This is a genomic window from Pseudomonas sp. GW101-3H06 (assembly GCF_059424605.1).
In genome coordinates this window covers 2,999,966-3,021,222 of the sequence record NZ_JBWKZO010000001.1, presented here as the reverse complement: position 1 = coordinate 3,021,222, position 21,257 = coordinate 2,999,966, and the positions used below count along the sequence as shown (strand labels likewise).

The window sequence follows — 21,257 nt, the reverse complement described above, 5'->3', positions numbered from 1 at the left end:
CGAGCAGGCTCGCTCCCACAGAGCGTATGGCTCAACATTTTCACACCGACACCTCTTCGGCTTGAGACTTGCCGAAGCGGCGACCCAAGCGGTCGAAGTAGAGATAGATCACCGGGGTCGTGAACAGCGTCAACACCTGGCTCAACAGTAAACCGCCAACCATCACCAGACCCAGCGGCTGACGCAGTTCAGCCCCGGAACCGGTGGCCAGCATCAGCGGCACCGCGCCAAACAACGCGGCCAGTGTCGTCATCAGAATCGGCCGGAAACGCAGCAGCGCCGCCTGATAGATCGCCGTTTGCGGGTCCATGCCCTGATTGCGCTCGGCATCCAGGGCGAAGTCGATCATCATGATCGCGTTCTTCTTCACGATACCGATCAGCAGGATGATCCCGATGATCGCGATCATCCCCAGATCGTTGCCACTCAACAGCAAGGCCAGCAACGCGCCGACCGCCGCCGAGGGTAACGTTGAAAGGATAGTGATCGGGTGGATGTAGCTCTCGTACAACACGCCCAGCACGATGTACATGGTCACCACCGCCGCCAGGATCAGCAGCAAGGTACTCGACAGGGAGGCCTGGAACGCCTCGGCCGCGCCCTGGAACTGGGTCTGCACGCCAATCGGCATGCCAATGTCCTTCTGCACCTGCTCGATGATCTGCACTGCATGCCCCAGCGCCACACCGGGTGCCAGGTTGAAGGACATCATCACCGCCGGAAACTGGCCGATGTGGGTGATCGCCAATTGCGCCTGACGCTCTTCGATATGGGCCAGGCTGGACAACCGCACCTGACCGCCGTCGGTGGTCTTGACGTGAATCTGATCCAGCGCCTGCGGACCGATCTTCTCACCGGACTGCGATTGCAGCACCACGCGGTACTGGCTGGCCTGGGTGTAGATGGTAGAAATCTGCCGCTGACCAAAGGCGTCATACAGCGCGTCGGTGATATTCGACACCGACACCCCGACCCGCGATGCGGCATCGCGGTCGATCACCAGGTAGACCTGCAATCCCTTGTCCTGCAAGTCGCTGGCAACGTCGGTCAGCTCCGGCCGATCCGCCAGGGCTTCGACCAGACGCCCGCTCCACAGGCTGAGCAGTTCCGAGTCCGGTGACGACATGCTGAACTGGTACTGCGTACGGCTGACCCGGTCCTCGATGGTCAGGTCCTGCACTGGCTGCATGTACAGGCGAATACCGACCAGCTTGTCCAGTTCCGGCTGCAATCGGGCAATCACTTCGGTTGCGCTCAGGTCGCGGTTGCCGTGGGACTTGAGGTTGATCAGCAAGCGGCCGCTGTTGAGCGTCGAGTTATCACCGTCGACACCGATGTAGGACGACAGGCTCTCGACCGCCGGATCGGCCAGGATGACCTTGGCCAGTTCCTGCTGACGTTCGCTCATGGCCGCGAAGGAAATCGACTGCGGCGCTTCGGAAATGCCCTGGATCACGCCGGTGTCCTGCACCGGGAAGAAGCCCTTGGGCACCACCATGTACAGGAATACCGTCAACGCCAGAGTGCCGATGGCCACCATCAACGTCAGCGGCTGATGCTTGAGCACCCACTGCAATTTGCGTCCGTAGGCGGCGATCATCCAGTCGATGGCAGCACCGCTGGCGCGGTAGAAACGGCCCTGCTCTTGCTCTTTGGGCTCACGCTTGAGCAACCGCGCGCACATCATTGGCGTCAGGGTCAGGGACACCACCAGGGAAATCAGGATCGCCACCGCCAGGGTGATGGCAAATTCGCGGAACAACCGCCCCACCACATCGGCCATGAACAGTAGCGGAATCAACACGGCGATCAGCGACAGGGTCAGCGATACAAGAGTGAAACCGATCTGCTTGGCGCCCTTTAGCGCTGCGTTCAGCGGGCTGTCGCCCTCTTCGATGAATCGGGAAATGTTCTCCAGCATCACGATCGCATCGTCCACCACAAAACCGGTGGCGATGGTCAGGGCCATGAGGGTCAGGTTATTGACCGAGAACCCCGCGAGGTACATCACGCCAAAAGTACCGATCAACGACAGCGGCACGGCCACCGACGGAATGATCGTGGCACTGGCCCGGCGCAGGAACAGGAAGGTGACCATGACCACCAGGGCGATGGCGATCAGCAGTTCGTGTTGCACATCCTTGACCGAGGCACGGATGGTCTGGGTGCGGTCGGTCAGTACGACGACGTCGAGGCCGGCCGGCAGGTTATCGGTGATGCTCGGCAGCAAGGCCTTGATCCGGTCCACCACTTCGATGACGTTGGCACCCGGTTGACGCTGGATGTTCAGCAGCACCGCCTGGTTTTCATTGGCCCATGCCGCCAGACGCTCGTTTTCGGCGCCGTCGACGATCTCCGCCACGTCCTTGAGCCGCAACGGCGCGCCATTGGCGTAGGCCAGGATCAAGTTGGCGTAGTCCTGTGGCGAGGTCAGTTGATCGTTGGCATCGAGCATCGACACCCGGGTCGGGCCGTCGAAGTTGCCCTTTGGCTGGTTGACGTTGGATGCGCCGATCAGCGTGCGTACGTCGGACAGGTTCAGGCCGTTGGCCGCCAGGGCCTCGGGATTGACCTTGATTCGCACCGCCTGACGCTGGCCACCGGCAATGCTGACCATGCCGACTCCGCTGATCTGGGCGATTTTCTGCGCCATGCGCGTATCGACCAGATCGTTGAGCTTGGGCAGCAGCATGGTCTTGGACGTGATGGCCAGCGTCAGCACCGGGGTATCGGCCGGGTTGACCTTGTTGTACACCGGTGGTGCAGGCAGGTCCTTGGGCAGCAGGTTGGTCGCGGCATTGATCGCGGCCTGCACCTGCTGTTCGGCGACGTCCATGTTGATATCGAGGCTAAAGCGCAGGGTCAGCACCGAGGCGCCGCCGGAGCTGGTCGAGGCCATCTGGGTCAGGCCGGGCATCTGCCCGAATTGCCGCTCAAGCGGCGCGGTCACGGCGCTGGTCATGACATCCGGGCTTGCGCCGGGATAAAGGGTCATGACGCGAATGGTCGGATAATCGACCTGGGGCAATGCCGACACCGGCAGCAACCGGTAGGCGATCACGCCGGCCAGGATAATGGCCAGCATGCTCAGGGTGGTCGCTACCGGGCGTAGGATAAACAGCCGCGAGAGGTTCATGCGCCGCCCTTTTTCGCCTTGTCGGCAGGCGCCGGCTCAGCGGTATTGGTCGCCGATCCGCCTTGCAGATGGCCAGCGGGGCTGGTCGGTACTTGTGTCGGGTCATTGACGACTTCCACGTCGCTGCCGTCCTTCAAGCGATCGGTACCTTCCAGCACCACGCGCTCACCGGCGGCCAGGCCTTCGGTGACCACGGTGTTTTCACCGTCGCTGGCGCCGATTTTCAACTGGCGGATCTTGACCTTCTTGTCGCCGTCCAGGGCGTAGACGAACGTGCCGTTGGTGCCGAACTGGATCGCGGCGGACGGTGCGAGCACGACATCCTTGAGGGTGTCGGCCAGCAGGCGCACGTTGACGAACTGATTGGGAAACAGCGACTGGTCGCGGTTGTCGTAACGCGCCTTGAATTTCAGGGTGCCGGTGGTGACGTCGATCTGGTTGTCCAGGCTCTGCAGCACGCCGGTGGCTTGAAGTTTGGTGTCACCACGATCCCAGGCCTCGGCCGGCAGTTTGGCGCCACTGCGATAGCGCGCGAGCACGGTGTCGAGGCTGTTTTCCGGCAAGGTGAAGGCCACGCTGATCGGTTGGGTCTGGGTGATGATCGCCAACGCCGCGGTGTCGTTGGCCGCGACCAGGTTGCCGACGTCCAGCTGACGCAGGCCGACGCGTCCGGTGATTGGCGCGCGGATCCTGGTGAATTCGAGGTTGAGCTTGGCGTCGTTGACCGCCGCCTGATTGGTCTTGACCGTGCCCTGGTATTGACCAACCAGCGCCTCGGCGGTGTCCAGGGTTTGCTTGGCGATACTGTCTTCACGGTACAGGCCGCGATAACGCTCGACATCCACCTGGGCGTTCTTGAGCTGTGCCTGATTCTGCAGCAAGGTGCCTTCGGCCTGGAGCAAGGCGTTCTGGTACGGACGCGGGTCGATTTCGGCCAGCAGATCGCCCGCCTTGACCATCTGCCCCTCCTCGAAATGGATCTTGACCAGCTCACCGCCCACACGGCTGCGCACATTAATGGTGTTCAACGCGGTAACTGTGCCCAGTGCCTTGTAGTACAGCGGGAAATCCCCCTTGACCGCCGGCGCCACACGCACTGGCACAGGACCTGTCGCGCCGCCGAACCCCGGACGCATCCCCCCTGACCTGCCAGTGTGCCCGGCCACGGCTTTCGGCTGCGCGCCCTCTTTCGGCGCAGCACCGCCGGGCCAGAATTTCCAGCACAGGGCGGCGATGACCAACAGCACGAGCAGGCCGAACAGCCAGCGACGGGGACTACGGGAAGCAGAGGATTGCATTGAGTGATCAACCATTGGGCGCGTGGGCTTTTATTACATGAGGCTGAACGATAAGCACTGGCGGGGTTTAAGCAAAGCGCCTTTACCGGCAATTTACCTTCGGCTTACGTAACAGGAGATTTATCCAAGACACTGAAACACAAATGAAAACGGCCTGGGAGGGCCAGGCCGTTAACAATTGTAAAACCTTACTTATTTCAAGACAGCGAGTGCAGCTTCGTAGTTCGGCTCATCAGCGATTTCGCCAACCAACTCGCTGTGCAGCACGTTGTCGTTCTCGTCCAGCACCACGACGGCACGGGCGGTCAGGCCTTTGAGCGGACCATCGGCGATCGCCACGCCGTAGTTCTGGATGAACTCGGCACCGCGCAGGGTCGACAGGTTCTGGACGTTTTCCAGGCCTTCGGCACCGCAAAAACGCGCCTGGGCGAATGGCAGGTCGGCGGAGATGCACAGCACCACAGTGTTGGCGATGTCATTGGCCTGGGCGTTGAACTTGCGCACGGACGTGGCGCAGGTCGGGGTGTCGACGCTTGGGAAGATGTTCAGCACTTTGCGCTTGCCGGCGAAGTCTTTCAGGGTAACGTCGGACAGATTGCCGGCAACCAGGGAAAAGGCTGGCGCCTTGGAACCGGCTTGAGGCAACTGGCCATTGACTTGAACCGGGTTGCCTTTAAGAGTCACTTGAGCCATGAACGGAGTCCTTCTGAACGTTGTTGTAGAGAATATTGAAGAGGCCGAAGTTAACCACGAAATCGTCCGGTGACCTACCCCGGATACAAAAACGCGAAGACAGCCCCAATCCCCTGTGGGAGCGAGTTCACTTTCTTTGACTGCGTTGTCGATCCAGCCGGTACTCGTTCGACTATAACTGAGCAATCCAAATCCAACGGAGACAACACCCATGCGATTCATGATCATTGTCAAAGCCAGCCAGGACTCCGAAGCCGGCGTGATGCCCAGTACCGAACTGCTGACCGCGATGGGCAACTACAACGAAGAACTGGCCAAGGCCGGCATCCTCCTCGCCGGCGAAGGCCTGCACCCCAGCAGCAAAGGCGCCCGCGTACGCTTTTCCGGCGACCAACGCACGGTCATCGATGGCCCGTTTGCTGAAACCAAGGAACTGATCGCCGGCTATTGGTTGTGGCAGGTGAAGTCGAAGGAAGAAGCCATCGAATGGGTCAAGCGCTGCCCCAACCCGATGCCGGGCACCGAGGCCGAGATCGAGATTCGGCAGGTGTTCGAGGCGGCGGATTTTGGTGAAGAGTTCACGCCGGAGTTGCGGGAGCAGGAAGAGCGGGCGTTTGGGCAGGGGAAGAAGTGCTGAGTACTTCATCGAACTAGACGCTAAACCTCTGTGGCGAGGGAACAAACACCTCGCCACACATATCGCCTCAAAAAATAGATCGCGAAGAACGCCTATCAGTTCTGATAGTAGACATCGTCTGCACTTATGGATGACGCTGAGCATCCCGGCCCAATTGAATTTTTGGAATGCAGGCGATGAGCGAAACAAGACTTTTTCATTACTCTTACGACCCACTGGATCGACTTGTGGGGACATCGTCAGTGACAGACGCCAAAACTCAACGCTTTTACTGCAAAAGCCGATTGGTAACGGAAATTCAGGGCCAATTGAAACATTCGATTTTTCAATACGAGGATCAAATTCTCGCGCAGCAAAATAGCGGAGGGACAACGGTCGACACCCAGTTGTTGACCACTGACCAGCAACGGTCAGTGCTTGGTACAGTTGACACCAATACCCAACCCATCACCTATACACCCTACGGTTTCCGATCTGCTACCAGCGGATTGCTGAGCCTGCTGGGATTCAACGGTGAACGGAGAGATCCGCTGACTGGATGCTATATGTTGGGGAACGGCTATCGGCCATTTAGTCCGGTATTGATGCGGTTTTATATCTCGGACAGTTGGAGTCCATTTGGGAAGGGAGGACTCAATGCCTATGCGTATTGTTTGGGGAATCCGGTTAATCGGAGAGATCCGAATGGGCATGTTTCCCTTTTGGGTTCTTTCATCCAATTTGCAGAGCAAGCCTTTAAAGGTCGAAGGACTATTTTACCGAAGATAGTGGGTTCAATCAGCCCTAGACGGCTGCCCCCCACCCCAATTACACCAGCTTCGCTGGCCCCCATCACGATGCCTCCATTCACCTACCACCCAATGGGCGGAAGCATGAGAATTCAGAACAGACCTGGACTGAGTGGTTCGCTCGAATCAATTGCTTCCACTCGCTCAACTAACTCAGTGGAGTCGATGCCCTCAGCCTTGAGTGCTCGATCATTAGGATCAAACAGTTCAATCAGTTCGTCGGGATCAACACGCTCTACTGCTACTACATCCTCCAGTTCAAGACGAAGCTCTGTCTCGGCGGATTCGGATTGGTCCGGCTCTGGTAGACGCCATGACTCCGAATGGGGATCAAACGAATCTATAAGCTCAGTATCGTCTTATTCATCGGAATTCGCCCCTCGCGTGGTCTTTGAGGACACTTTATTGACACTCGATGCTCAAGGAAATGTTTCGTACCTCCCGGGCCCATCTACCCCGGGCTTGCAGATCAGGCGTCCAACCGGTCAGTAATGTATGCATAGCGTCCCTACAAAGCCCTCCCTATTCCTTACAAGATTCATGTTCACTATTGAATACCGTACCGCGAAGCCGTTTTCAAAACCAAAGATTCCCCCCCTCCGACTGGCTAACCCTCATTTAGCTGCTAGCTTCAAGGGACACGTCCTACAGCCTTGATAGCAAAGAGATTACGCAGTAACGGCCGCCAAGTGCCGGGTCTTCCCAATGAGCCACCAGGGAACCGGGGGAATCATGTTGAACAAAATGGGGATACACATTTTTCTTGTGGCGGCTTCGTTCGCGCCGCTTATTTGTGCCCACGCCGACAACGCCGAGACCGCCAACAGGAGCAACAACCCGCTCAACCTTGAGCCGGGGATGAACCTGCAGGACTACTACACACCGAGGTACTACGGCTCCAATATCCACACCAACGACCTGCTGGTGCGCGGCACGATGCCGATTGCAGCGAACGATTTCATCGGCGTGCCCCAGTTGTTGCGCGGTACGGCGCCGATCAGCACCCATCCTGATCCGAACGGCGGCTACAGCACTGGTGAAGGTGACCTCAACCTGTTCGATATCTTTCTGCTGAAAACCGAGGGCGTGCAGTTGGGTATCGGCCCGATGATCACCGCCCCCTTTGCCGATCAGGATGAGCTCGGCACCGGCAAATGGCAGGCCGGGTTCGCCGCCGTGGCCATCGACGCTTCACCTCGCGGCCTGCTGGGCGCGCTGGTGCAATATCAGAGTTCATTTGCCGGCGACCATGACCGCGAACATGTCGAAACAGCCACCCTGCAACCTTTCGTCATTCACAACCTGGACCACGGCTGGTACCTGCGCTCCACCGGTATCTGGACCTTCGACCTGAAAAACGACACCCACTACATCCCACTCGGCCTGGGTGGCGGCAAAGTCTGGAAAGACGGGCCCAATATCCTCAACGCCTTTATCGAACCGCAGTGGACCGTCGAGCGCAAAGGCGATGGCGTGCCGCAGTTCACCCTGTTCGTCGGGCTTAACGCCACGTTTGGAAAGTGAGGCACTGCCATGCACATTGCAATTCTCGCAGCCGGTTTCGGCCTGATGACGATGTTTGTCAGTTGCGGCGTGGGTGCCGACTTCACCGCCACCCCGGAACAAGCCCGGGGCATCGCCAAAGAAGCCTATCTGTACGGTTTTCCGGTGGTGGAAATGTACAAGACGCTCTACAGCCAGGCCGTGGACAAGAAGAGTTCGAACTACAAGGCGCCGTTTAACCGGATCGGCAACACCGCCAAGGCTTTCACCGCCAAGGACACCGCGTTCGTCACGCCCAATGCCGACACGCCCTACTCCTTCGTCTGGATGGACCTGCGCGCCGAGCCCCTGGTACTCACTTTGCCGCCTGTTGAAGAGCACCGTTACTACTCGGTGCAATTGATCGATGCCTACACGCAGAACTTCGCATACCTGGGCACCCGCAGTACCGGCAACAACGGCGGCCAGTTCATGATTGCAGGCCCCGACTGGAAAGGTAAGCAACCGCAGAACATCGACCGCCTGCTGCGCAGTGAAACCAACATCGCCTACGCGCTGTATCGCACGCAACTGTTCGAGACCAAGGATCTGGCCAGGGTCAAGCAGATCCAGAAGGGCTACAAGGTTCAATCCCTGAGCCGGTACACCCGGCACAAGGCACCGCGTGCCGCCGCGAAAATCGACTGGCCGAAACCGACCCCGACCATGAGCGACACGCCGGATTTGTTTCGCTACCTGAACTTCATGCTGGCCTTTGCACCGGCCCAGAGCGTGGAAAAAACGCTGCTCGCGCGTTTCAAGACCATCGGTATCGAAGCCGGCAAGCCGTTCAATCTGACCAACCTGAGCGCCGATCAACGCAAAGCCCTGGAAGACGGCATCAGCGACGCCAAGGCGGAATTCGCCGCCTTCAAGAAAACCAGAATCGATACCCATGAGGTCAGCAACGGCGATTTCTTTGGCACCCGCGATCACCTCAAGGGCAATTACCTGTACCGCTACGCCGGCGCCAACCTGGGCATCTTCGGCAACTCTGCCGAGGAAGCCAATTACATCGGTTACTTCGTCGACAGGAATGATCAGCCGGTCGACGCCTCCAGGCACGACTACACCCTGCATTTCGCCAAAGGCGCCTTGCCCCCGGCCGAGGCGTTCTGGTCGCTGACCCTGTACAACGCGAAGAACAAACTGCTGGTAGACAACCCGCTCAATCGCTACCTGATCAACTCGCGCATGCTGCCCGACCTCAAGCTCGATGCCGACGGCGGCCTGACGCTTTTCGTACAGAACAAGGCACCGGCCAAGGATCTGCAAAGCAACTGGTTGCCGGCGCCGAACGGGCCGTTTTACGGCGTGCTGCGCCTGTACCTGCCTGAACCGGAAGTCGCCAGCGGTCAATGGAAGATGCCGCTTTTGACCCCCCATAAACCCATGCCCCCATGAACCCATAAGCGGAGTCAGCCATGGCCAGGCCGCGTTGCACGAAGCCATGGAAGAACGCCAGATCGCCGTGGCCGGCAACAGCCATGTGCTGCCGGATTTGTTCATCGTGGTCGCCACCCAGAACCTGATCGAACAGGAAGGCACTTATCCATTGCCGGAAGCGCAGATGGACAGTTTCCTGTGAAGGTGCTGCTCGATTACCCAAGCGCCGACAACGAAAGCCAGGTGCTGCGCCCGTTGCGCGAAGAAGAGCAGGCCCTCGGTGCCAGGACCGCTGCAGTGCAAGGCTTCGCACTGGCCGCTCAAGTCCCCGCCGTAGCCATTCATCGCGCCTGCCTCGGCTGGCAAGCGCGGCGTCACGCCCGTCATGCGACCTGGCTGGAATCCGCCGACTACGCCTGGCGGCAGATTCCGCCGCAACTCGACGGCAACCCACCGCAGATGAGCGCCCTCTATCTGTGGACCCGTCGCACCCGCAAAGGGCTGAAATTGACCGCGTTCGGCCCGCGTCTGCAAGCACTGTTGCGCGCCTGTTACGGCCGTGAGCCGACCAAAGATCAGGCGCTGCTTCAACTCAGGCAATCCTTGACTACGCTGCATAGTCAGGCCGAACACAACAAAGAATCAGTCGCTCGCGCACTGCGACCACTGAATCCCGTTCACGAGAAGGATTTTCCATGACGAACCTGATTTCGATCCGCCAGCACCACGGCCTGAGGTTGTTACTGACGCTGGTCCTGAGCCTGCCATTGCTGGTTCAGGCGGCCGAGCCGTTGCCCTCGTGGAACGACGGCCCATCGAAAAAGAACATCATCGAATTCGTCCAGGCCGTGACCGACCGGAACAGCAAGGACTTCGTCAAACCCGAAGACCGTATCGCCGTGTTCGACAACGACGGCACGCTGTGGAGCGAGCAGCCGATGTACTTCGAGTTGTTGTTCGCCCTCGATGAAGTCAAGCGCACCGCGCCGCAACACCCGGAATGGAAAACCACTCAGCCGTTCAAGGCGGTACTGGAAAATGATCACCAGGCCCTGGCGGCGGCCGGCACGGACGGTCTGCTGAAAATCGTCGGCGCGACCCACAGCGGCATGACCACCGAAGCCTTCGACGATTACGCCAGAACCTGGTTGAGCCAGGCCCGTCATCCGAGAACCGGCAAGCCGTACACCGAAATGATCTACCAGCCGATGCTGGAAATGCTCGACTACCTGCGTCGCCTGGACTTCAAGACCTACATCGTTTCCGGTGGCGATACCGGATTCATGCGCGCCTTTGCCGAACAGGTTTACGGCATCCCGCCCGAGCAGGTGATCGGCACCACCTTTGTCACCGCATTTGAGTACAAGGACGGAAAAGCCTCGATCCTGCGCACCCCGAAACTGGCCCACAACGACGATGGGCCGGGCAAGCCGGAAAGCATCAATGCCGTGATCGGGCGTCGGCCGATTCTTGCCTTCGGCAACTCCGATGGCGACCTGCAAATGCTGCAGTGGACCGCCGCCGGGCAGGGAAAACGCTTCATGGGGCTGGTGCATCACACCGACGCCAAACGCGAATGGTCTTACGACCGCGAATCGAAGATCGGCCGTCTGGACAAAGCCCTGGATGAGGGGAAAAGCCGTGGCTGGACAGTGGTCGACATGGCTGCCGAATGGCGCCGGATCTACCCCTTCGATGCCCCCATCCCCGAGCAAGTGCAATAAAAAGCGTGATGCAGGACCGCAATAAACGTTTGTCACACCGAGCGACGCAAAGCAAAAGGAGCAAGTCATATGACTGGCATACGCAAATGGTTACCGAAGGCGGCATGCCGGGCACGTCGGTCGGCTTGCAGGCACGGGATGTCACCATTGCCCAGGCGCTCTACGGCAAGATCGAAGACACCGGCGCACTGAACAAAAAACGCATGGAACCATCGACGACGAAACCACTGCCGCGGCGCAAGCCTTCATCGAGAAACAGGCCAAGGCAGACAAACCGTTCTCGTCTGGATGAACACCACCCGCATACATGCTTTCACCGATGATCGTGAGTCCATGCGAGGCCAACGCAGCATGCCGGGCAATGAATATGCTGACGGCATGCTCGAGCATGATGGCGACGTCGGCAAGCGGTTGAAGACACTGGATGACCTGAAGATTACTGACAACACCATCGTCGTCTACACCACCGACAATGGAATGGCCTAAACCAATGGTAATGGCCAGATACGGCAACCACGCCGTTCCGTAACGAGAGGAACGCCATACCGATATCAAGGAGCGCCGGGATTTTCCGCTTACCAAAGATCCACTGTGGGAGCGAGCCTGCTCGCGAAGCTTTCAGCTTCTATTTGGCCTTGAGTTTGAGATAAGACTGATGCATATCCACCGCCCAGCCATCGATCACGCCTTTGACGTCATCGGCCTTCATCACCTGGGCTTTGTTTTCCAGCGGTTTGCCGGTGCCCTTGCGCACGACCTGAGCCAGCACATGATTGTTGCCGCCATCGAGGAACACCGCCTCGGTGGCCAGGTCGGTTTCCTGATCGCGGATACCGCTGGCGGTGCTGACCGCTGCGGCCACCAGGGCAATCGGGATCACTTCATAGGGCTTGAGGCCTTCGGTCTTGCTGCTGACCGCGGTGATCGCCGCACGCACCACGATGACACCCGGGCCTGGGCCGGATGCCAACGGCAAGGATTTACCGATTTCACGCTTGAGCGCCTGGTCGTAGTAGCTGGTAATGCCGTTCAAGGTGGTCTGGGGGATTGTCCCGGTCGGCTGGGGTTTGGGATACAGCTGGGTCGGTTCGACGTAAACGCTGGTGAACTTGCTGATGTCCAGCTTGGGATCAACCCAACGCATCACGGTGGCGCCGGACGGCGACTTGGTTTCCTTGAGCTGGCTGTAGTTCTTGAGAAACCCGGAATACTGGTCCGGCTCCACGACCTTGCTGGCGCAGCCGACCATGGCAATTGAGGCCATGCACACAGTACCCATCATTAACGCTAACTTCATGCGGTAACTCCTGTAAGAACATCGACTACGGTTAGAAACAGAGGTGGTACAGGTATAGCCAATAAAGAGCCCGGCGTTCTCGGAAATCACAATATTCATCTAATGCAACTGAGCAGCTCACAAGCGTCATTTGACAGACGCCGGCCATCCGGCAAAGCTGCATCAAGCATGAACGCGCGCCTGACGGTAAACGCAACCGGACTACGGAAGTCGCAATGCCGAAAGATAAAAATAAAACGGTAGCCGCAAAGCCTGATTCGCAACCGACCCTGATTAGCCGTTATCTGTTCCCCGTCACCATTGGCGTCCTTCTCCTCGCTGTCGCGGGCATCGGCTGGTTTCTGTTCGGCAGCCAACCGGCGCCCGTGACATATGCGCCGGTCAGCACGCCCGTTGCTCAACCCATCAAGCCACAACCGGTTAGCGTGACGCCGGTAAAAATGGTCGATGAGCAGCAATGTCAGGGCTGCCACAGCGCCCAAGTCAAGGACTGGCAAGGCTCCCATCACCAATTGGCGATGCAGGAAGCCAACGCCGAAACGATGCTCGGCGACTTCAACAACGTCACCTTCAAGGCGGAAAACGAAACCACCCGTTTCTCGCGCAAGGACGGCGGCTTCTGGGTCAACACCCCCGGCATCGACGGCAAGAATGCCGATTTCAAGGTCGCCTACACCTTTGGCATCGCGCCGTTGCAGCAATACCTGATTGCGGTCGGCGACGGACGCCTGCAAGCCCTCGGCGTGGCCTGGGATACCGAGAAACGCCGCTGGTTCCATCTCTATCCAGGCCAGGGCGTGACCTTCAAGGCCCCCTTGCACTGGAGCAAACCGAGCCAGAATGCCAACTTCATGTGCGTCGAGTGCCACACCACCGGTTACAAGCGTAATTTCGATGCCGCGAAAAACACCTTCGACAGTCAGTGGAACAGCCTTGGTGTCGGCTGTCAGGCCTGCCATGGCCCGGCCTCCAACCACCTGGAATGGACGGCGAAAAAAACCGACCTGATCCACGCCGGGTTTGCCGTCGACCTCAAGGACAAGAACGCCACCGTCGAAATCGAAACCTGTGCCCGCTGCCACGCCCGCCGCGCACCGCTGGGCGATGGCTTCACCGTCGGCAAGCGTCTGATGGACGATTACCTGCCGAGTACCCTGACCCGCGAGCTGTACGCCCTGGACGGCAAGATCAAGGATGAAGTGTTCGAACACGGTTCCTTCGCCCAAAGCAAAATGTTCGACAAGGGCGTGCGGTGCAGCAATTGCCATAATCCTCACAGTACCGGACTGAAGGCACCGGGCAACGGCGTCTGCCTGCAATGCCACAACTCCGCGGGCGAGACGTCCGTGGAAGGCGTCGACGGCAAGGGCCTGCAAGCGAAGAACTATGACGCCATCGAACACACCCGCCACACCCCGGGCCAACCGGGTTCGCAGTGCGTGGATTGCCATATGCCCGGCAAGTTCTACATGGGCAACGACTTCAGGCATGACCACAGTTTCAGTATCCCCAACCCCGAACGCGCGCAAAGACTCGGCACGCCGGATGCTTGCCTGACCTGTCACCAGGGCAAGGCCGGCGACAAGGTCACAGAACAGTTCAAGCTGTGGAACACCACCAACGCCGGCACGGCGCAAGCGCCACGTTACGACGAAAGCCTGTGGCTGATCCGCAATGGTCAGCCCGGCGCGGCGCAAGCCCTGTACGAGCAATTGCAACGCAGCAACCTGCCGGCGATTCAACGGGCGACCCTACTGGCCGAGTTGCCGATGTTCCCCAGCGAACAGGCGCTGAAACTGGCGACAAAGGACTTGAGTCATCTGGCACCGCAAGTGCGAGAAAGCGCCGTGCGGGCGATCAGCGCCTTCCTCCCGCCGGCCGAGCGTGCACCGCTGTTGGCGCCGGTACTGAGCGATCCAGTAAAAGCCGTACGCATTGCCGCGGCGCGGGACCTGCTCAGCGTGGCGCGCAACGGTCTGGGCAATGCCCAGGAGGCCTGGAATGCCGCCATTGCCGAATACGAAGCGGTGCAGAAGAGCCTGGCCGAACGCGCCGAGGCCAACCTCAACCTGGCGATGCTGTATCAGGCCAGCGGCCGCGGTGGCGAGGTCGAAGGCCTGCTGCGCACCGCGCTCCAGCGTGATCCGGACTTTCATCCGGCGCGGGTGACGCTGGTGCAATGGCTGGAAGCCAGTGGCCGCAGCCAGGAGGCCCAGGCACTGCTCGTGCAAAGCCTGAAGCAATATCCGGACGTCGCGCTGCTGCAGCACACTCAGGGCCTGTCGCTGGTGCGTGCCGGCAAGTCCGGGCAAGCCATGCCGTTCCTGCGCAAAGCCGCGCAACTGGAGCCGCAGACCGCGCAATACGGCTACGTACTCGCGGTGGCGCTGCATGACAGCGGCAAGGTCGACGACGCCTGCGCAGAGCTGGAAAGACTCTTGAAGGAACAGCCGGCCAACCGCAATGCGCGGCTGTCGCTGATTCAGTACTACCTCGACAACGGGCAGGAACCCAAGGCGCAGGTGCTGCTGCAGGGCTGGAAGAACATCAACAGGGGCGATCCGGCGTTGAAGTGATTCCCTGCTCGCGCCTACAGAAATGTAAAAATTCTTTCGATTTTCAGTGACACTATATAGCCACTACTGGCATAGTGCCTTCCGCGTAAACATCCCCCAAATATCCACCTCGAGGCCTGCATGAAGCACGCCTCGGCCAATGACGGCACAGTCCAGTCGCAAGGAAAAAAATGGTAGCTCTGCGCAAGTTTTTCACCGTTACAGCCCTGACCGCCACCCTCCTGACTTCCGGCTGCGCAAGCATCGTCGGGGACAGCAAGTACCCTGTAAACGTATCGAGTACCCCGAGTGGTGCCAACTTCACTGTGCAGAACAAGGACGGTGTCGTCGTTCATAGCGGTTCCACGCCCAATTCGGTGACGCTGCCTTCGGGTCGTGGCTACTTCAAAGGCGAGACCTACACCATTACCTTCAAGAAAGAAGGCTATGCCGATACCACCGCAAAACTGGATACCAGCATGAGCGGCTGGTACTGGGGCAATATTTTGTTCGGCGGTCTGATTGGCATGCTGGTCGTCGATCCGATGACAGGTGCGATGTACAAGCTTCCGGCTGACGCCGCAGGAAACCTCGGCAGCCCACTGGCCGGTGAAGCGCCGAAAAACCTGACCCTGTTGGAAATTGATCAAGTGTCGCCAAGCGATCGCGCGGCGCTGGTTCGCATCAACTAATAAAATCAAGAGATCGCAGACTGCGGCAGCCCTGCAGGAGCTGCCGCAGGCTGCGATCTTTTGCTTTTTTTGGCGCTTAGCGCCGCCGAAACAACGGTCGCGGTTCAATCACCGACCGCCCGTACAACACACTCATCCCCGCCAACCCTTTCAGCGCATCCTCCGCGGACTTGTCTTCGCGCACGGCGAAGCTGTCGAAACCGCACTGACGCATGTGGCTGAGCTGATCGCGCAACACATCACCAATGGCGCGCAACTCGCCGGTCCAGCCCAATCGCGTACGCAGCAGATACGCCTGGCTGTACGCGCGCCCATCGCGAAAACTCGGAAAGTCCAGGGCGATCAATGGCAGTTGGGCAAACCAAGGCTTGAGGCTTTCCACTTCATCGTCCGGCCCCAGCCACACCGCATTGTGCTGCGGGTTTTCCAGCCACCGGGCCAGCGGCAGAATCAGCGCGCCGGCCGGTAACCCGGTGTCGATGCTCCTGACCAGCTGCCATGGGTCGTCCGCGTCAATCCGCGCCACGCCCTCCTCCAGTCGCAGCAGATTATTCATGCCGACACCTCCAGCACTTTCGGGTACACCGTCTCCTTGAATGGCTCCAGGCCGATGCGATGGAAGGTGTCGACGAACAACTCCTCACTCTCGCGGTATCGCACGAAGGTCTCGATGATGCGCTCGATGACATCGGGCACTTCGACGGCGCTGAAAGACGGGCCGATAACCTTGCCCAATGCGCTGTTCTTGCCCTGGGCGCCACCGAGGGTGATCTGGTACCACTCGCTGCCGTTCTTATCGACCCCGAGAATGCCAATGTTGCCGATGTGGTGATGACCGCAGGCGTTCATGCAACCGGAAATATTGAGGCTGATATCACCCAGGTCGTGCAGGTAATCGAGGTCTTCGAAGCGCGCTTGAATGGCCTGGGCGATGGGAATCGACTTGGCGTTGGCCAGCGCACAGAAGTCGCCACCGGGGCAGGCGATGATATCGGTCAGCAAGCCGACATTGGCGCTGCCCAGATTGTACTCGCAGGCCAGGCACCACAACGCAAACAGGTCGGCCTTGGGCACGTCCGGCAGGACGATATTCTGTTCATGGGCGATACGGATTTCACCGAAGCCGAAGCGCTCGGACCATTCGGCCACCGCCTCCATCTGCGTGTCGGTGACATCGCCCGGTGGCGCGGCAATGCCGGGTTTGGTCGACAGCACCACGCTGGCATAGCCCGACACTTTGTGCGGTTGCACGTTACGCATTACCCAGCGCGCGAACGCCGGGTTCTCGGCCAGGTGTGTGCCGAAATCGAGGTTGGTGTCTGCAAGCGTACGATAGTCCGGCGCGACGAACGCACTGGCCACACGCTCGAACTCATCGAGGGTCAATTGCGCCGGGCCATCCTTGAGGTACTGCCACTCCTCCTCCACTTCCCGGGCGAAGGCGTCAATACCCAGGGCTTTGACCAGGATCTTGATCCGCGCCTTGTACTTGTTGTCCCGCCGGCCATGGCGGTTGTACACGCGCAACACCGCCTCGACGTAGGATAGCAGGTGCTGCCACGGCAAGCCGTCGCGGATTTGCAGACCGAGAATCGGCGTGCGCCCCAACCCGCCGCCGACAATCACCCGCAACAGCATTTGCCCATCTTCGCCGGGGTAAAGATAGAGGCCGATGTCATGCATCATGATCGCCGCCCGATCCTGCTCGGCCGAGCAGATGGCAATCTTGAACTTGCGCGGCAGAAACAGGAATTCCGGGTTGATGGTCGACCACTGCCGCAGGATCTCCGCCAGCGGTCGCGGATCGATCATTTCGTCGGCGGCGACCCCGGCAAAGGCTTCGGTGGTGATGTTGCGCACACAATTACCGGAGGTCTGGATCGCATGCATGTCCACCGCGGCCAGGCGTTCGAGGATGTCCGGCACCTGGGCCAGTTCGATCCAGTTGAACTGCATGTTCTGCCGGGTGGTGAAGTGGCCATAGCCGCGGTCGTAATCGCGCGCGATGCTCGCCAGGGTGCGCATCTGCCGGGCACTCAGCGTGCCATAGGGAATCGCCACCCGCAGCATGTAGGCGTGTTTTTGCATGTACAGGCCATTTTGCAGGCGCAACGGCAGGAACTCTTCCTCGCTCAGCTCACCGGCCATGAAGCGTTCGACCTGATCGCGAAACTGCGCAACCCGCTCGAACACCAGCGCCCGGTCATAGTCGTCGTACTGATACATCTGGCTACCTCATCAGGGTTGATCGGGCTCTGTGGCTGATCCCAGTCGCTCAAGGTGGAAACCTTGTGGGAACGAGCCTGCTCGCGAAGGCGGAGTGTCAGGCGACATGGATGTTGAATGTGCCGGCCTCTTCGCGAGCAGGCTCGCTCCCACAGGGCCTGCGTCTCAGGCCGATGGCATCAGACTATTCGGCTCGTTTGGAGGTGTTGACTATGAACCCGCGCTGATCTGCATTACAGATTCAGCTGTTTTCGAAAAAACCGTATCAGAGACCAACAAGCCCAGCCTTGCCTGCTTCGGATCTGATCCGCATAAATCAATTTTTCCTGAGCCTGTTTTGAATTTACCGATGTTTTTACAGTTGCCCGACTTTGCAACCGTGGAAGCATTGAGCATGAGCACAACAACTAACGGACAGGCCTATAACTATAAGGTCGTCCGCCAATTCGTCGTGGCAACCGTATTCTGGGGCGTCGTGGGAATGGCGATGGGCGTGTGGATCGCCTCGCAACTGGTATGGCCCGAGATGAACCTCGACCTGCCGTGGACCAGTTTCGGCCGCTTGCGCCCGCTGCACACCAGCCTGGTGATTTTCGGTTTCGCCGGTAGCGCGCAATTCGCCGCCAGCTATTACGCGGTGCAGCGTACCTGTCAGGTGCGGCTGTTCTCGGACAAACTCGCCGCCTTCACATTCTGGGGCTGGCAGTCGGTGATCGTGGTGATGCTGATCAGCCTGCCGCTGGGTTACACCACCACCAAGGAATACGCCGAAATCGAATTCTCCGGCGCGGTGTGGATGACCGTGGTCTGGGTGGCCTACGCCATCGTGTTCTTCACCACCGTGGTGCAGCGCAAGACCAAACACATCTACGTCGGCAACTGGTTCTTCGGCGCGTTCATCGTCGTCATCGCCATGTTGCACGTGGTCAACCACCTGTCGATCCCGGTGAGCTGGTTCAAGTCCTATCCGGTGTATTCCGGGGCCACCGACGCCATGGTGCAGTGGTGGTACGGGCACAACGCCGTGGGCTTTTTCCTGACCACCGGTTTTCTCGGCATGATGTATTACTTCGTGCCGAAACAGGTGGGGCGGCCGGTGTATTCCTATCGCCTGTCGATCGTGCACTTCTGGGCGCTGATCACCCTGTACATCTGGGCAGGTCCCCACCACCTGCACTACACCGCGCTGCCGGACTGGGCGCAGTCGCTGGGCATGGCCATGTCGCTGATCCTGCTGGCGCCGAGCTGGGGCGGCATGATCAACGGCATGATGACCCTGTCAGGGGCCTGGCATAAGTTGCGCACCGACCCGATCCTGCGCTTTCTGGTGCTATCGCTGGCGTTCTACGGCATGTCGACCTTCGAGGGGCCGATGATGGCGATCAAGACCGTCAACGCCCTCTCCCACTACACCGACTGGACCATCGGCCACGTACATGCCGGAGCATTGGGCTGGGTGGCGATGATTACCTTTGGCGCGACCTATCACATGGTGCCGAAAGTCTTCGGCCGTGATCAGATGCACAGTACGCCGCTGATCAACCTGCATTTCTGGCTCGCGACCATTGGCACGGTGCTGTACATCGCTTCGATGTGGGTCAATGGCATCACCCAGGGCCTGATGTGGCGCGCGATCAACGACGACGGCACGCTGACCTATTCCTTCGTTGAAGCCTTGCAGGCCAGCCATCCGGGGTTCGTGGTGCGCTTTGCCGGAGGCGTGTTCTTCCTCGGCGGCATGTTGCTGATGGCTTACAACGTATGGCGCACGGTTCGGGTGTCGGACCTGAAAATGGCAGAACTTGAGGCGCAGATAGCCTGATGATCGAGATCGCTCTGAATGTTCTGGGCCTGGTGAGCCTGTGGCTGGCGGTGGAGTATTGTTTGAGACACCAGACCGCCGAGAGTCTCGAGGATGCCAGTTTGATTCCGTTTGCCGATGATCCGGAAGTGGCGCGGCGGGTGGAGGCCGCTACTGGCAAGACCATCAATGCGGTGGCACCGCAAGAGGTGAAACCCGGTTGGGGAAACCTCGAAATCTGATGCGTCACCCTATCCACTGTGGGAGCGAGCCTGCTCGCGAAAACGGTGTATCGGTCAACATTTTTGTCGACTGACACTCCGTCTTCGCGAGCAGGCTCGCTCCCACAGGGGGATAGGCGGTGCACAGAAAAATCAGTTGCGTTCGCGGGGAATCAAGCTCTGCAATTGCTGGGCGAGGAAGTTCGCATCGAACGCAAAGGTATCCGGGTCTTTCAATCCGTTGGTCTTGCGCCACTGCCAATCATTGGAAGGTGGCAGGCAGACCAGCGAAACACTGCCATAACGCGCAGCGGTAAAGCCCATGACCGCCAGGGAAATCTGACCGCCCACGCCCATCACATCCGGCACGAACTCCACTGGTTTGCCGGCAATCACAATGGATAGTTTCTCGGTTTTGAACGTCGACGTCTCCACCGGAACGCTTGGCCCGAAGGCAACGTACTGCTCGCGACTCACCTCCAGCAGATTCGGTGCCTTGACCGGCTCCAGCCACTGCTGGATCTGGTCGAACAGTTCACCGATGCGCGCCGCCCAAACGGCCGATTGCGACTCGAATACTTGCTTCTTGTGCGCTTCGCTTTCTGCGTAGTGGCGAAGCATCTCGCCCAGTTGCTGTACATCGTCCATTGCGGTGTTCCTTTGGTTGAAGCGGTGCTACGGATATTCAGCATGGCAGATGCGCGCAGCCAACGTACGACTAAACGCCGGGAGGTCTCTAGCCGGGCATGCGACGCAGGCGCGCCATGCTCAAGACATCGACCCACTGGCCGTCGCGGAACCCGTAGTCGCGCAGCAGCCCTTCGGTTTCGAAACCGAATTTGCGATACAGGCCGATGGCAGCTTCGTTGTCAGCGTAAACGGTCAGCTCGACGCGGCGCAGGTTCATCCAGTTATCGGCGATGTCCAGTGCCGCCGCCAGCAGTTTTGAACCCACGCCTTTACCCTGCCACTCACGCGCGACGCCCATACCGAAGCTGCCGGCATGGCTGCGGCGGATACGGGAAAACTGTTCCAGCGTGATATTGCCAACAACCGCCCCCTGGTGCAGCGCCACCAGTTGCATTACCCGCTCGTCGTCCGACGCCAGGCGTTTGCGCCAGATATCGGGGGACAAAAACGGCATTTGCAGCGTCTGACGGACAACCATCGGCTCACGGTAGAGCGCGGTGATGCCTTCGAGGTGGGATTCCTTGAGGCGTTCGAGAGTGATGACCGATTCAGTGACGGGCATGGGTGATTC

Annotated in this window: 17 protein-coding genes and 2 pseudogenes; 11 read left to right on the top strand and 8 right to left on the bottom strand. The window is 59.4% G+C overall.

All coding sequences use genetic code 11. The annotated features are described in order from the left end of the window. Positions 1–40: 40 nt before the first annotated feature. The 3 genes from AC07ZE_RS13935 to tpx all read right to left on the bottom strand — a co-directional run bounded on the left by AC07ZE_RS13935 (position 41) and on the right by tpx (position 5,127). Positions 41–3,136, bottom strand: coding sequence for an MdtB/MuxB family multidrug efflux RND transporter permease subunit (locus AC07ZE_RS13935; protein WP_207265308.1), 3,096 nt, complete (start codon positions 3,134–3,136; stop codon positions 41–43). Next, entirely contained in the window at positions 3,133–4,449 is a 1,317-nt protein-coding gene (locus tag AC07ZE_RS13930; protein WP_207265307.1) for an MdtA/MuxA family multidrug efflux RND transporter periplasmic adaptor subunit, read from the bottom strand. Before AC07ZE_RS13930 ends, AC07ZE_RS13935 begins: the two co-directional genes overlap by 4 nt. A 177-nt stretch (positions 4,450–4,626) precedes the next feature. After that, the gene (tpx, locus tag AC07ZE_RS13925; protein WP_207265306.1) at positions 4,627–5,127 is read right to left on the bottom strand and encodes a thiol peroxidase; all 501 of its coding nucleotides are present in this window, start codon (positions 5,125–5,127) and stop codon (positions 4,627–4,629) included. Between the two features lie 211 nt (positions 5,128–5,338). On the opposite strand from tpx, the gene AC07ZE_RS13920 reads away from it, so the two are divergent. The 7 genes and pseudogenes from AC07ZE_RS13920 to AC07ZE_RS13890 all read left to right on the top strand — a co-directional run. After that, the gene (locus AC07ZE_RS13920; RefSeq protein ID WP_207265305.1) at positions 5,339–5,764 is read left to right on the top strand and encodes a YciI family protein; all 426 of its coding nucleotides are present in this window, start codon (positions 5,339–5,341) and stop codon (positions 5,762–5,764) included. A gap of 167 nt (positions 5,765–5,931) precedes the next feature. After that, positions 5,932–7,044, top strand: a complete 1,113-nt coding sequence (locus AC07ZE_RS13915; RefSeq protein WP_207265304.1) for an RHS repeat-associated core domain-containing protein — start codon at positions 5,932–5,934, stop codon at positions 7,042–7,044. A 240-nt stretch (positions 7,045–7,284) separates the two neighbouring features. After that, positions 7,285–8,076 carry a hypothetical protein gene (locus tag AC07ZE_RS13910; protein WP_207265303.1) on the top strand — a complete coding sequence of 264 codons (792 nt, stop codon included), beginning with the start codon at positions 7,285–7,287 and terminating at the stop codon, positions 8,074–8,076. Positions 8,077–8,085: 9 nt separating this feature from the next. After that, the gene (locus AC07ZE_RS13905) at positions 8,086–9,498 is read left to right on the top strand and encodes a DUF1254 domain-containing protein (RefSeq protein WP_207265302.1); all 1,413 of its coding nucleotides are present in this window, start codon (positions 8,086–8,088) and stop codon (positions 9,496–9,498) included. A 25-nt stretch (positions 9,499–9,523) separates the two neighbouring features. After that, positions 9,524–10,179: pseudogene (locus tag AC07ZE_RS13900) on the top strand (AAA family ATPase); the annotation flags it as partial. Continuing rightward, on the top strand, positions 10,176–11,204 hold the full coding sequence (locus AC07ZE_RS13895; RefSeq protein ID WP_207265301.1) for an HAD family hydrolase: 1,029 nt from the start codon (positions 10,176–10,178) through the stop codon (positions 11,202–11,204). The pseudogene AC07ZE_RS13900 and the gene AC07ZE_RS13895, both read left to right, overlap by 4 nt. Before the next feature lie 164 nt (positions 11,205–11,368). Continuing rightward, positions 11,369–11,785: pseudogene (locus AC07ZE_RS13890) on the top strand (sulfatase-like hydrolase/transferase); the annotation flags it as partial. Positions 11,786–11,829: 44 nt separating this feature from the next. On the opposite strand, the gene AC07ZE_RS13885 reads toward AC07ZE_RS13890, so the two are convergent. Then, the gene (locus AC07ZE_RS13885; protein ID WP_207265300.1) at positions 11,830–12,501 is read right to left on the bottom strand and encodes a DUF3313 domain-containing protein; all 672 of its coding nucleotides are present in this window, start codon (positions 12,499–12,501) and stop codon (positions 11,830–11,832) included. A 215-nt stretch (positions 12,502–12,716) separates the two neighbouring features. On the opposite strand from AC07ZE_RS13885, the gene AC07ZE_RS13880 reads away from it, so the two are divergent. Together AC07ZE_RS13880 and AC07ZE_RS13875 are read left to right on the top strand one after the other, a co-directional pair. After that, the gene (locus AC07ZE_RS13880) at positions 12,717–15,077 is read left to right on the top strand and encodes a tetratricopeptide repeat protein (protein ID WP_207265299.1); all 2,361 of its coding nucleotides are present in this window, start codon (positions 12,717–12,719) and stop codon (positions 15,075–15,077) included. A 170-nt stretch (positions 15,078–15,247) separates the two neighbouring features. Continuing rightward, the gene (locus AC07ZE_RS13875) at positions 15,248–15,748 is read left to right on the top strand and encodes a peptidase associated/transthyretin-like domain-containing protein (RefSeq protein ID WP_207265298.1); all 501 of its coding nucleotides are present in this window, start codon (positions 15,248–15,250) and stop codon (positions 15,746–15,748) included. Between the two features lie 76 nt (positions 15,749–15,824). On the opposite strand, the gene AC07ZE_RS13870 is transcribed toward AC07ZE_RS13875, so the two are convergent. Continuing rightward, the gene (locus AC07ZE_RS13870; RefSeq protein ID WP_137805535.1) at positions 15,825–16,304 is read right to left on the bottom strand and encodes a DUF934 domain-containing protein; all 480 of its coding nucleotides are present in this window, start codon (positions 16,302–16,304) and stop codon (positions 15,825–15,827) included. After that, entirely contained in the window at positions 16,301–17,974 is a 1,674-nt protein-coding gene (locus AC07ZE_RS13865; protein WP_207265297.1) for a nitrite/sulfite reductase, read from the bottom strand. The genes AC07ZE_RS13870 and AC07ZE_RS13865 overlap by 4 nt, the downstream gene beginning before the upstream one ends. 394 nt (positions 17,975–18,368) lie before the next feature. On the opposite strand from AC07ZE_RS13865, the gene ccoN reads away from it, so the two are divergent. Both ccoN and AC07ZE_RS13855 read left to right on the top strand, forming a co-directional pair. Continuing rightward, positions 18,369–19,796, top strand: coding sequence for a cytochrome-c oxidase, cbb3-type subunit I (gene ccoN / locus AC07ZE_RS13860; RefSeq protein ID WP_207265296.1), 1,428 nt, complete (start codon positions 18,369–18,371; stop codon positions 19,794–19,796). Then, a complete protein-coding gene (locus AC07ZE_RS13855) occupies positions 19,796–20,017 on the top strand; it encodes a cbb3-type cytochrome c oxidase subunit 3 (protein WP_207265295.1) in 222 nt (73 codons plus the stop codon). The genes ccoN and AC07ZE_RS13855 overlap by 1 nt, the downstream gene beginning before the upstream one ends. Before the next feature lie 132 nt (positions 20,018–20,149). On the opposite strand, the gene AC07ZE_RS13850 is transcribed toward AC07ZE_RS13855, so the two are convergent. After that, positions 20,150–20,644 (bottom strand): hypothetical protein, encoded by a 495-nt coding sequence (locus AC07ZE_RS13850; protein WP_207265294.1) that lies wholly within the window; start codon positions 20,642–20,644, stop codon positions 20,150–20,152. An 88-nt stretch (positions 20,645–20,732) separates the two neighbouring features. Beyond that, complete coding sequence (locus AC07ZE_RS13845) at positions 20,733–21,248, bottom strand: GNAT family N-acetyltransferase (protein WP_207265293.1); 516 nt, start codon at positions 21,246–21,248, stop codon at positions 20,733–20,735. Positions 21,249–21,257 lie beyond the last annotated feature (9 nt).